Source organism: Paenibacillus sp. PK4536, assembly GCF_028594455.2.
GTDB classification, from domain to species: Bacteria; Bacillota; Bacilli; order Paenibacillales; family Paenibacillaceae; genus Saccharibacillus; species Saccharibacillus nuruki.
In genome coordinates this window covers 2927050-2939799 of record NZ_CP126313.1, presented here as the reverse complement: position 1 = coordinate 2939799, position 12750 = coordinate 2927050, and the positions used below count along the sequence as shown (strand labels likewise).

Here is a 12750-nt window from a genome sequence, read left to right as displayed (position 1 = left end):
TAATGCTTCATAGCGTTAGAGAGCGTGATCCACTTCTGTATCTATTAGTTATATGATGAATATCAAAAATAAGGTTCTGGATCGTATATCTTTTGGATATAGGTCGCAGAGCCTTATTTTATGAAACGTTCTACAAATACATATCTATTATAATAAAAAAAGTGACTCTCCTGATTGCATGGAGAGTCCAATAAAGAGAGGGGTAAATACAATGGCAGACCTGCTGCGCACAGATAGGGAGACTGACATCTCCATTCGTCCAACAGCCCTACAGCTACTGACCGACCATATGAGCAGTTCCCTATCCTCAGAAGTCTGCGGGGTATTGCTCGGTAGAAAAGCAGCGGGAGGTATGCGCATCGAATCCTATCGGAAGCTACGCAACGTTGCACCTGACCCGCTGCACCACTTCGTGTTTGACCCTATCGAATGGGTTCAATGTTGTTATCAAGAGACTGACTTGATCGGCATTTTTCATTCCCATCCATTGTCTGCTCCTATACCTTCTTCCACAGATCTTATTCAATTACAGCAATTTGGTGCTTTGACCCCTATTTATCTAATTGGATCATCATCTACTGCTTTATCTGATCAGCCACAATGGATAGATCGTTCATGGCTTATGATCTCAGATCAAGATCATGTACACAAAGACCATTTGTATACCTACAATACGCAATCTTTGGCTATAGCAGGTTATCAAGTGATCACGGATAATTTAGCAGATTCAACTGCCTCAGATACACCTTTGTATACATTGCAATCTTGCGCATTGAGACTGGTTTAAATCATATTAATTTCTTTGAAATCAATCTTAGAAATTACTCAAATAAGCATACAAATCTTCGAGTGTATCCACCTGTTTATGACGCATTAGACGAAGGTACTCTCCCCATAACGAAGCTGTCATTTTGGCATCTTCTAGTGCATGATGGCGAAGTGTAATCGGAATACGTGCTTCTTCCAATAATTCATCTAATCCGTAACTACCAAGTGAAGGTTTAAGCCATTTGCCGATCATCATTGTATCCAGTATCCGATGTGTTAATTGGATTTTGGATGTTTTCCATAAAGCGGCATTGAGAAATGCTTTATCATGCCCTGTACCATGAGCAATCAATACCGATCTACCGACAAAAGCCATAAAGTCATGCAACCCGTCTATTAGCGAAGGTGCACCTTCAATCATTTCCTGGGTAATACCTGTCAGCTCTGTAATATTTTCAGGAACATTGGTTTTGGCATTTACTAACGTATAAAATTGTTCATCTGTCACTTCATCGCCAATCATTTTGACCGCTCCGAAAGATAATATCTCATCTCCATGTTGAGCATGAAATCCCGTCGTCTCCAGATCGAAAACGACGGTCTCTAACTTGCTCAGTGGCATATACAATACTTCAGGGCGACGCTGTTCACGAGAAAGAGATCTTATAAAAGCCATTTGCTGTGCAGAAGGAGCACCGAATACGGAAGCAATAGCAGATGGAACACCACCACTACGCAGACTGCGCCAAAAACCATTGTTCGCTGTTTTCACTGGCTCTTTCATAAGCGTCTCCTTTCTAAAAAGCGTAATTGCCGTTGAAGTACACGATGTGCTTTTTTCACTGTTCCCAGACTATCTCGAAGCTCATGGAAAAGAGGTCTTTGTTTCCAATCTTTTTGCGGCATAAATCCAGTACCGATATACAATCCATCCACTTGCTGTACAGGTGTAGAATTACGCATACGCAGTGCTGTTAAAAAAGCTTCTTGCATCATTTCCAGTAGCGATAACGTGGCTGCTTCTAATTGAATAAGCCGTTCTAATCGCTTTAATGTAGAAGATTCATAGATACCATGCTGTAATGCCAGATAACGTGATGCATTAACAAGCGGAATATAAATACCATACTTTACATCGAAATCACCTGCATGCTCGCCAAATCGTTCAGCCACGACCTGACCCAATACATTGAGTGTTGCTTTATGACGAACCGTATTTCGCAAAACTGCCGCTGGTAATTGAGGTGTTTCTTTGATCCCTCCATATAACGTATCTAACCATGCGTTTGAAAGTTCAGTATCCCCTGCCATATGCCTCATATCGGAAGCGATAATCCAATTACGAACAGGCTCCCAACTGAGATCACTACGCCATGTATTCAATTGAGTACGCCAATCGGTTAGCGTTTTACGCCACATCGGCTCAGAGCACATCACTTTTCCCTGACATTTCTCATAACCTATCGCTTCTAATATATCTGCAAGTGTACTGCCAAATTGTTTGAAATAATCTTCTTTGCCCTCATGAGGTTCATCACTTATGATCAATCCATTGTCTTGATCGCTCCAAAGTGTAGATTCCAATCTCCCTGCGCTACCGAAAACAATAAAAGAATATGCAACAGGAGGCGGACCGTAGCCCGCCTCACTTAATTGTTTTTCACAAATGGCTACTGCCTGTTGCATTACATGATCGTGCATTTCATTGACCTTCTTTACCCACTGACGCGTGTCGCTATCCGGCAAAGCTTGATACAATTCGGTCTGCATCGATATGCGTTTTTCTTTCAATAATTGCGGAGTATCAGCATCGGCAAGATCACGCAAGGGAAGATCAAAAGAATATTCATTCATCAGCTTCATCCCCTACTGCTCTTTCTTCATGATGTTGGAGAAAAGAGCGTTATTTGCGCGCATCTTCACCTAATGCTCTCATTTGCTCAGGATAACCATAAGAACCATGTTCACTAATATCTAGACCCATCATTTCTTCTTCTTCAGTAACACGAATACCATTGATCGATTTCATGATCCATAAGATAAGAAGAGAGATCACGAGAACAAAGATAAATGTACCGATCATCCCTAGCAACTGAACACCCAATTGATGGAATCCACCGCCATAGAACAATCCTGGAGAACCAACGCCTGTTTTTTCTACTAATTCCGGTGTAGCGAAGAATCCTGTAGAGACTGCTCCCCACATACCTGCAATACCATGAACAGAGAACGCATAGATTGGATCATCGATTCCTGCTTTTTCAAACCATTGTGATGTAAAGAAGGTTACAATACCTGCTACCAGACCGATTACGATAGCCGCCCATACATCGACAAAAGCACAAGAACCGGTAATCGCTACAAGTGCAGCAAGCACACCATTTAACATACTTGGAATATCTGCTTTACCAAAAACAACCCATGAGATCAATAGAGCGGCTACACCACCTGCTGCGGCTGCAAGGTTAGTTGTCAGCGCCACATAAGTGAAGAATCCATCATTTAATGTAGATAGCGCACTACCCGGGTTAAAGCCCATCCAACCGAACCAGAGAATAAATACACCGACTACAGAATAAATCTGGTTATGACCTGGAATAATATTAGGCTTACCATCTTTATTGTATTTACCAAGACGAGGTTTAAGCATTAATGTAGCGGCTAGACCTGCTGTTGCACCTGTCAAATGGACAACGGTAGAACCTGCATAATCCTGCATCTCCATAGCGCCTAACCACCCGCCACCCCATACCCAGTGAGCAATGATCGGGTAAATAATAACCGTAAACAAAATACCGAAGATAATATACACACTTAACTTCGCACGTTCAGCAAATCCGCCAAAAGCAATAGATAAGGAGACTGCTGCGAAAGCAAGGTGGAAAAGGAACATCATTGAGATTGGAATACCAAGCCCAGATAGTGCATCAAACGACCCCATCATTCCTTCACCACTTAAGAAAAATCCTTCATACCCGAAAAATCCATTACCATTACCAAATCCAAGACCAAAACCAAAAGCCCAGAAAGCAATGAGTGCAATACCCAGTGTAAGAATTGTTTTACCTGCAACGTGACCCGCATTTTTCATACGTACTGAACCCGCTTCTAACAGTGCAAAACCAGCTTGCATGAATAACACCAGTGCGAACGCCAGGAACACGAAGAACGTGTTAAGTCCTGTGGATACCTCAGCTGTTGTAACCTCAGCTGATGCAAAAGCACTTAATGGAAAAGCAAGAAGGGTTGATGCCGCTAACCCCATAACGGCCCATTTTTTTCTCATATAACCCACTCTCCTTATGTAATATTACTTCACATGTCGTGAAATCCTTAATGTCATTATAATCAGAATAATGAAAGAATGACAAGAGTTAATTTTCAATTTTTGAAAATATTTTGTTTCTTACATCTACTCTTACTTTAATTCTTTACCGTTTAACATCGTCAAAGTGCAGTGAATTCAAGCTTTTGAGCGATTTTGATCCTATTTTTTATACGTATTTTTATATTTATGATAATGACTACTTTTTATACTATTTATATAGTATTCAGATCATTTTCATCTAAATTTAAGGGATCGTGATTATACTAGATTTAAGTCTTCCTTCATATAGTGTGACAGAATATGTAAAAGCAAGCATAACGTTACACTGTATGGTTTGACTGCAACGTTTGTATTCCTGTAATATAAACAAACAGGATGCAAACTCAAGGGATCCTGTTTTGATCATGACTATAAATGGGGGTGGATACCTTGGGGATATGAAACTTTATCGGATCGGCGAATTAGCCAAAACAGCCGGCATTAGTGAACGTACAGTTGATTACTACACTAAGCTCGGATTGATACAACCAGAAAGTCGTTCCTTAAAAAACTATAGGCTCTATAGTTTTGAAACCTTAATACGATTGGAACGTATAACAAAGTTAAAGCAGGACAAATACACTCTTGATGAAATTAGAGATAAACTGCACGCCTGGGATCGGGTTTCAGACGAAGAACAGGTTACGCAACGACTCACCGAGTTGGAACAACACATGCTTCAATTGCAACGCGAAGTACGTGAACTCGAACCTTTACTTTCACAAATGAAGCCTAATCAAGCCAAACGTGCATTTGTTAATCTGATTCCTCAAAGTGCCGCCTGTATCGAGGCGTTAAAATTCCTGCTAGGTCAAAGTTCAGGCATGATGTAATTTGTCTATACTATGGAGGAATGAGAAATGAGTATTAATGCTTTCTTTTGGATCTTAGTTATTCTTGCGTTTGGATTAACCATCTGGGCACAATTTAGAGTTAAAGGTACATTTAAGAAATATTCTGAAGTTCCTAATGCACGAGGTCTTACCGGTTATGAAGCAGCACGTCATATGTTAGATAGTAATGGTCTTCAAGATGTTCCTATCGAACCTGTACGTGGAACGCTAAGCGACCATTATGATCCTGTTCATCGGGTAGTACGTCTTTCTGAAGATGTATATTACCAAAACAGTATTTCAGCTGTATCTGTAGCTTGTCACGAAATTGGTCATGCGATTCAACACAAAACGCATTATCCGATGCTTGCACTTCGTCACCGTATCTTCCCGGTTGTTAATTTCACATCCGGTATTGCACCATTTTTAATTATTGCAGGTGCTATTTTCAGTTCATTTAGTCTTTTGGGACTTGGGGTTATTTTCTTCTCGGCTGCTGTTGTATTCCAATTGGTAACTTTACCTGTTGAGTTTAACGCAAGTAACCGTGCAAGAGATATTATGGTTGCTGAAGGTTATGTAACGAATGAAGAAGAACGTAGTGTAGGTAAAGTATTGAATGCTGCTGCTCTTACGTATGTAGCGGCTGCGCTATTGTCTGTACTTGAATTGTTACGCCTTGTCTTTATGTTTGCAGGTAACCGTGACTAAGAACGTTATCATCAGATGACTGTCTAATCATTAAATTCAATAGATTCCAAACAAAAACCACTTTCGATGTATAGAAAGTGGTTTTTGTTGGTTTACACTCTATCTTTATTTTATCTAACCGACTAAAGATTGGTGGTATAGATCGAACAAGATCATTCCATTTTGTTTTGATTTTCTTGTTCAGACAGTGATTTGGCATAAGCTTCTGCCAAACGTCTCCATCGTCCACGTAATCCAGTCAATCGCAACATCAATCCGTAAATAAAGAATCCAGCGATTAGACCGCCTACATGTGCCCAGATGCCAATACCCGGAACAACGAAGGTGAAAATAAGACCCAGACCTAAAATCGTGTACATCGTCTTACGAGAAGCCTCATCCATAATTTGACGCTGGAACAACGCTATATATAAAAATGCTCCATAGATACCATAGATAGCTCCTGATGCGCCAACAGCCACGACACTATTCGCCGATTGTTGGTATAATTCCAAACTGATTACATTTCCGATAATACCACTCGCCATATACAGAACTACATAACGCCAACTTCCAATTAAACGTTCAAGCGGTGGAGCAAATACAATAAGTCCAAAGCTATTCGATAACAAATGACTGAATCCATTATGCAAAAATATAGCTGTAATCACTCTCCACCATTGATCATACATAGGTACATTGGTGACAGCACCATAATCAGCTAGTGTCTGTGGATTAGTTGAACCACCATTAAAGCTTAAAAAGATAAATACTGCAACATTAATCAATAATATCAAAGAAGTGACTGGATAATACCGTAAAAAACTTTTCCAATTCTCATAACGGACAAATAACATAGGATCTTCCTTTACTGAATATAGTAGTGAACTGCATTTTTGATTTATTACCCTCACTCTATTATAATGAATTTTGGTTAAGATTGCGAAATGATAGCAAGATATGAGGAGGCAATATGATATGGTACAAGAACGTACAGGCATAGCTACTTTTAAAGGAAACCCTATTACTCTTATTGGCCCTGAACTTAAAGTAGGCGATCAAGCTCCTGCATTTAATCTGAGTAAAAATCTACTTGAACAAGCAACACTTAGCGATTACACAGGTAAAGTAAAATTAATTAGTGTGGTTCCTTCTCTGGATACAGGTGTATGTGATGCACAGACACGTCGTTTTAATGAAGCCGCTTCTGAACTAGGCGATGACGTAATCGTTCTGACGATCAGTGCAGACCTTCCTTTTGCTCAAGCAAGATGGTGTGGTGCAGCTGGTGTAGATCGTGTCGTTACTCTATCTGATTATCGTGATAACTCGTTTGGCAAAGCTTATGGTGTATTGATTAAAGAATTTGTAATTGATATGCGTTCGATTTTTGTCATTGATCAAAACGATGTTATTCAATATGTTGAATACTTGCCAGAAATGGCTGAACATCCAGACTATGACAAAGCAGTTGCAGCCGTCAAACAATTGCTATAATCTAGCTTCAATAAGTATTGCGCAGTAAGAATCTAATCCTTAGTATTACGGTAGACTATCGTTAACGTTCCAAAAAAAGAAGCTTCCTACTCACGGTATGTGAATAGGAAGCTTCTTTGAAGTCGTATACCAAATACGTATGTATGAAGCATGGGCTTCATTAGGTACTGGTTGTTTTGTATTGTGCTAGCTTTTTATCCAAAGAACCAAAAAGATTCAGGATATTACGATAATTTGCTCCTAGATCACCTAATGATCCACGAGAAGCAGAATAAATATCGATGGCACTACGCACAGGACTTACCGATACAATCGATACGGTAATATCCATTGTCCGTCCAAAACCTGTTTTTTTCTCCAGTATAATTTCGCCTACACTTGGAACTTCATGCAGTACTTTATAACCCGGAATTTTTTTGAGGGTTGAAGAAACTTCTTCCCATGCTCTTTCACGGGACAGATTGTAATATCTTGTTTTCATTTGAGGATCTTTGGCACGATCGCCTGTTCCTTCTTGGCTACGTATAATCCCCACCAATGTTCTCTTTAACGACAAGATTTTTCCTCCTTTACATGTGAAGCCTACCTTATTCTAAGTGTATCATTAGTACCTGAATAATAAAACTAATATTATGTAAGCGCACACGAAAAACGCCCTATTCTATCAATTCTTTTACAGAACTGTAGCTAGAGCGCTCTCGTATTCAATAATTCGGTCATTCACACTACACCAACCTCTTGCTTACTGATGAATCTACTAAAAAGTCCCGCATATGCCGTCTGATTACATTGTCTTCGAACCTGCGTAGCAGGTGGGTGATCGCAAAACTGTTTTTGAAGTCCCCGCATCCAATGGATAGGGCTGGTCAGCTACAGTTCAATTTGAATCTCCCAAGACATTGTTATTGGTTCAAAACAACAGATAATCAAAACGTACATTGCAGGATGTAAATTCATTATAAACCTCGTGTAGCGAATTGTAAACCTTTACACCATTTTTTTCCTAATATCTATTTTTGAACGATAATAAGGAATAAAATATGAGTTTTAACGACTATTTGTTCGGGCTATGTTAACGTTCTTTATTTTTAGTCAAGCTTTTTTTAACATTATCGTTCATTGAAGTCGGTTGCTTTTCAACATTGATTTGTTTGGCTTGCTCAACAGGAGACTGATCCCCAATCACTAATTGTTCATCTGCTTTTAATTCTTTTTCTTCATCTGCTAGTGCTTGTTTCTCAGACTGTTCTTGCATTTTGAGGAACATGCCATAGAAGTTAAAGAATGCAAACCACGCGATACCTGAAGCTAAAAAGAAAACAAATAGCACAGGATATTTGGTACCGATAAACAATAAAGCTACTGTACCGAGCAATGTCGAGAACAGACGAAACGGTCTAACGATTGATAAAAGGATCGCATTTTTAACAATATCTTTTAATTTCATATGATAGTGAGCAATCATAGCGAAGAAATTGAACAAAGATACGAATAATACCAGTAAGAAAATCAACATCACGATTCCAAGTAATTGTAGATTCGGGAATTGAGTCATATAAACGGTATAGTCTACATACATAATAACAAATAATAATGTATAGAAGAATCCACCTAACATACTCTGTTTATAATTTTCTTTGTATCCTCTAAAGTAGGTTTTGAATACCGATACATCGCCTTCGCCCATCACCCATTTACGAACCACTGTAAAAAGAGCAGCTGTCGCCGGAAACAATGTGAACGGTGCCATAATTCCCATTCCCCAATTGGCTTGAAGAATATCATTCGCTGTAAACCCGGATTGACCAAAAATAAATCGCATTACTAGGAAAAATAAAAATGGTGAAGAACAAATAACCCATAATAGGTTACTACCTGCTAAGCGCATAATCCACTCGGATAGCCTGTATATTCCACCCATTACCCCTCTAAATTCCAAATCAACTTCCCCCTCACGTCTGCATCAGCATTTCATCATATCGCTGTTTTCTCTGAAACCTACACATATTAAATATACCTAACTCTTCATTATAATACCAGTGTCGATTGATTATGTATGGTATTTCGCTAATTCGCCTTGGTTAAAAATAAAAAAAGAGAGCCAGGTTTTATACCTGACTCTCCTATTTATACAAAGATGTTATTTACTTATGCGTTGAAAGAATCGTCGCGTTTTGGTGCTGGACGACGGTTTTCGCTGCTAGTTGTACGTGGTTTGTTACGATCACGTCCAGCATCTTTGTTACCTTTATATCCGCCACCGCTAGAGCTTCCGCCGCTGCTGTATCCACCGCGTCCACCACTGCTGCTACTGTTACCTTTGTATCCACCAGTGCTACTTCCACCACGGTTGTAGCTACCACTTGGCTTACGTCCACCTGAACGAACATCTGGTTTACGACGTTTTGCACGAATTGGATCTTCTGGAGTCAAATCAACCTGTGCATCTTTTTTCTCGCCAGTTAACAATTTGATTGCTGCTGAAAGCAAGTTCACAGAATCATATTGTTCTAACAATTGAATAGCAATACCTTTATATTCGTTCAAAGGTGTTGTATCGTCTTGTACTAGCTCAAGCAAGCGCTCAGCTGTAATGCGTTGTTTGCCTTCAATCGCTTCTGCCAAAGATGGAAGAGGTTTACGTGCGATTTTTTGGTTTGTTACACGCTCGATAAAGTGTAAATGATCCATTTCACGTGGCGTTACGAAAGAGTAAGCTGCGCCTTCTTTACCAGCACGTCCTGTACGACCGATACGGTGAACATAACTTTCTGGATCTTGCGGCAAGTCAAAGTTTACAACATGAGTTACGCCAGATACATCAAGTCCACGTGCTGCTACGTCTGTAGCTACTAGAACGTCGATACTACCATCACGGAATTTACGCATTACACTATCACGTTGATTCTGAGACAAGTCACCATGCAAACCGTCAGCTGTATAGCCACGTTTTTGCAAAGCTTCTGCCAATTCGTCAACACGACGTTTAGTACGTCCGAATACGATTGCTAGTTCAGGAGATTCCATATCTAATAGACGAGACAATGCATCAAATTTTTGACGCTCGTTTACTTCGATATAAGATTGGTCAATCAAAGGTGCGCTAACATGTTTTGGAATTACAGAAACATGTTCAGGGTTTTTCAAGAATTGTTGCGCTAACCGTTTGATGTTAGCAGGCATAGTTGCTGAGAACAACATGGTTTGACGCTCTTCTGGAACTTGTTTCAAAATAGATTGGATATCTTCCATGAAACCCATATCAAGCATTTCATCTGCTTCATCCAATACTACAGTTTGTACATCATCAAGTTTGATTGTTTTACGGTTGATATGGTCAAGCAAGCGACCAGGTGTACCGATGATAATTTGAGGTTTCTTTTTCAAAGCGCGAATTTGGCGAACGATATCTTGTCCACCATAGATTGGCAATGAACGGATACCTTTAAAGCGAGCTAGTTTCTCAATTTCTTCTGCTACTTGGATCGCCAACTCACGTGTTGGTGCCATGATCAAAGCTACAATTTTATCTTCCGAACGTTCGATCTTGTTAATAAGGGGTATGCCGAATGCTGCTGTTTTACCTGTACCTGTTTGAGCTTGTCCGATCATGTCACTGCCGCTCATAGCAATTGGAATAGCTTGTGCTTGGATAGGTGTTGATTCTTCAAAACCTAGCTCCATTACCGCTTGTAGTACTTTTTCATCTAATCCGAAATCTGCAAATTTAGTCAAAATATTCGTGCTCCTTCTATATTGTGGACAATCCACCAACTTGTTTGTATTCTTAAGTAGCAAATGAGTAGTATATACCTGCATCGCAGGAGGCCTTGTGGACCGCCACTTATTCTTTTTTTGTTATGAACTATTGAATAATTCAGTAGTTAGTATAAACTATACCTTTGTTCAATAGTTTCTATGATGAAATAAATCAGTCTTGCGTTTATAGAATAGTCAACATAATTCAGCAAAACATCCCTACTCAAGAATATCTAAATCATTATATCACAAAATACACAATGATTACTAGCTGAATCATAATATAATTACTTTTGTGAAAGATACTTCTTATAAATTAACAGGTATACTTTCCATAACTTACTAACTTACAACCCGAGGTGATTTTTGTGTCAAAAAAAATCGGTGCCCTATTTGTTGTTTTTCTGGGCTCCTTATTCACAGCTGCTGCGTTTAACCTGTTCCTGATTCCCCATCAATTATTAAGTGGTGGTGTATCAGGACTTGCTATGTTAACCGGTTATTTTACACCGCTTAATATTAGCCTGCTTTACTTTGTATACAATATACCTCTGTTGATTGCAGGTTGGTTTTTGCTTGGCAAACGATACATTTTGCTCAGTATTGTCTCTGTCGCAGCAACCACATGGATGATGACTATTATTCCCGTTGAAGCAGCAGCACCTGATTTACTCCTTTCTGCTGTATTTGGTGGTGTACTTATAGGAATAGGTGTAGGTATTTCTTTCCGTGTCGGCGGTTCTTCGGGTGGATTCGATATTCTTGGTTCCATTATTACGCGCTATCGTGATTTCCCGGTCGGTAATGTGATTGTTGGATTAAATGGATTGGTTGTACTCGCTATGGGTTACTGGTCGAATAATTGGAATATTGCACTTGCTTCTATGGTCTCTATTTATATTGCAGGTAAGGTACTAGATCTTATTCATGTTAGTCATGTCAAAGTAACTTTGTTTATCGTATCTAATCATACTGATCTATTGTTAGAAAAGTTAATGCCTCTTCAGCGTGGGGTAACGATGATCAAAGCAGAAGGTGCATTCTCGCATACGCCTAAAGATATGTTAATGACAGTAACCACACGTTATGAACTCGCAGAATTACGTAGAATTATTAAAGAAACTGATCCTGCTGCTTTTGTAAATATGGTCGAAACGGTCGGAGTTATGGGTTCTTTCCGTAAAGGTTAATAGACGACAAAAAATATTGTTTTGATGTTTTATTAAAAAAATGTAAACTATTTTTGTTTTGCTATACACTGAAAGTCGCTTTTTGTCGTAATATATAGTAGACTAAAAACACGCCACCTCTACCTTTTTATTAGTTGCAGTTTGTGTTCAGTCCCTAACATTTGATACACAGCCATGCTTTTCCTAAAGTTCTCATTAGAATGATTTCGTTCATTAAGCGTAATGATTCCAGAATAGGAAAGGGTGATTATTGTGGAAATGGAAACGGTCAAATTGTCACAAATCGTCATGAAATGGTTTCCTGATATGATGCCTTCCCTAAAACAGCAAGAATTGAACGCTGTTATTGTTTTACGTGATGGGTTGCGTATCTTGGAGCCAGAGGATGCTATGGAAATTATTCAACACAGTATTTGCGAAAATCAAAGCCAGCAATTCATGCAATAAGATTAACTTATAACGATATTAGAAATGTCGCTTCTACCTTCTTCTATAGAGGGTTGGAGTGGCATTTTTATGTTTTATACTAAAAAAGATTAATACTTGTTTAGCTATGCTTTGACATGGTTAAATATGTAAGATGGATATTTTTAGATACTAACGGTAACAATTATGTTCTTTACAGTTTATTGACATCCGTTATACT

13 protein-coding genes and 1 other RNA gene are annotated in these 12750 nt (G+C 39.1%); 6 read left to right on the top strand and 8 right to left on the bottom strand.

Translation table 11 applies throughout. The features are described 5' to 3' along the window. The first annotated feature begins 211 nt into the window (after positions 1-211). Complete coding sequence (locus PO903_RS13185; RefSeq protein WP_273593632.1) at positions 212-787, top strand: M67 family metallopeptidase; 576 nt, start codon at positions 212-214, stop codon at positions 785-787. Between the two features lie 27 nt (positions 788-814). Here the strand turns inward: PO903_RS13185 and PO903_RS13180 are convergent, their stop codons facing one another. The 3 genes from PO903_RS13180 to PO903_RS13170 are packed head-to-tail and all read right to left on the bottom strand — an operon-like array spanning position 815 to position 4054. Then, positions 815-1552: an exonuclease domain-containing protein gene (locus PO903_RS13180; protein WP_137222438.1), complete on the bottom strand. Its 738-nt coding sequence runs from the start codon at positions 1550-1552 to the stop codon at positions 815-817. After that, on the bottom strand, positions 1549-2631 hold the full coding sequence (locus tag PO903_RS13175; protein ID WP_502921645.1) for a DUF294 nucleotidyltransferase-like domain-containing protein: 1083 nt from the start codon (positions 2629-2631) through the stop codon (positions 1549-1551). Before PO903_RS13175 ends, PO903_RS13180 begins: the two co-directional genes overlap by 4 nt. A gap of 40 nt (positions 2632-2671) precedes the next feature. Further along, on the bottom strand, positions 2672-4054 hold the full coding sequence (locus PO903_RS13170) for an ammonium transporter (protein ID WP_273593630.1): 1383 nt from the start codon (positions 4052-4054) through the stop codon (positions 2672-2674). Positions 4055-4533: 479 nt separating this feature from the next. On the opposite strand from PO903_RS13170, the gene PO903_RS13165 reads away from it, so the two are divergent. Then, positions 4534-4968: a MerR family transcriptional regulator gene (locus tag PO903_RS13165; RefSeq protein WP_069327107.1), complete on the top strand. Its 435-nt coding sequence runs from the start codon at positions 4534-4536 to the stop codon at positions 4966-4968. A 27-nt stretch (positions 4969-4995) separates the two neighbouring features. Further along, positions 4996-5679, top strand: a complete 684-nt coding sequence (locus tag PO903_RS13160) for a zinc metallopeptidase (protein WP_273593629.1) — start codon at positions 4996-4998, stop codon at positions 5677-5679. Positions 5680-5831: 152 nt separating this feature from the next. Here PO903_RS13160 and PO903_RS13155 read toward each other — a convergent pair whose 3' ends face one another. Then, a complete protein-coding gene (locus PO903_RS13155; RefSeq protein WP_273593628.1) occupies positions 5832-6515 on the bottom strand; it encodes a rhomboid family intramembrane serine protease in 684 nt (227 codons plus the stop codon). A gap of 121 nt (positions 6516-6636) precedes the next feature. Between PO903_RS13155 and tpx the strand changes: the two genes are divergently transcribed. After that, a complete protein-coding gene (gene tpx, locus PO903_RS13150) occupies positions 6637-7155 on the top strand; it encodes a thiol peroxidase (protein ID WP_273593627.1) in 519 nt (172 codons plus the stop codon). 160 nt (positions 7156-7315) lie between these two features. Here the strand turns inward: tpx and PO903_RS13145 are convergent, their stop codons facing one another. From PO903_RS13145 to cshA, 4 genes are all read right to left on the bottom strand, one after another. Then, positions 7316-7711: a DUF1499 domain-containing protein gene (locus tag PO903_RS13145; protein WP_069327075.1), complete on the bottom strand. Its 396-nt coding sequence runs from the start codon at positions 7709-7711 to the stop codon at positions 7316-7318. 204 nt (positions 7712-7915) lie between these two features. Next, positions 7916-8105, bottom strand: a non-coding RNA gene (ssrS, locus tag PO903_RS13140) — 6S RNA. A gap of 122 nt (positions 8106-8227) precedes the next feature. Beyond that, on the bottom strand, positions 8228-9094 hold the full coding sequence (locus PO903_RS13135) for a YesL family protein (RefSeq protein WP_083243412.1): 867 nt from the start codon (positions 9092-9094) through the stop codon (positions 8228-8230). 209 nt (positions 9095-9303) lie between these two features. Beyond that, positions 9304-10890: a degradosome RNA helicase CshA gene (gene cshA / locus PO903_RS13130; RefSeq protein ID WP_069327074.1), complete on the bottom strand. Its 1587-nt coding sequence runs from the start codon at positions 10888-10890 to the stop codon at positions 9304-9306. A gap of 392 nt (positions 10891-11282) precedes the next feature. Here cshA and PO903_RS13125 point away from each other — a divergent pair, with 392 nt between their 5' ends. Next, positions 11283-12104, top strand: a complete 822-nt coding sequence (locus tag PO903_RS13125; RefSeq protein ID WP_069327073.1) for a YitT family protein — start codon at positions 11283-11285, stop codon at positions 12102-12104. Between the two features lie 258 nt (positions 12105-12362). After that, positions 12363-12551: a hypothetical protein gene (locus PO903_RS13120; RefSeq protein ID WP_175425148.1), complete on the top strand. Its 189-nt coding sequence runs from the start codon at positions 12363-12365 to the stop codon at positions 12549-12551. The last annotated feature ends 199 nt before the right edge of the window (positions 12552-12750 follow it).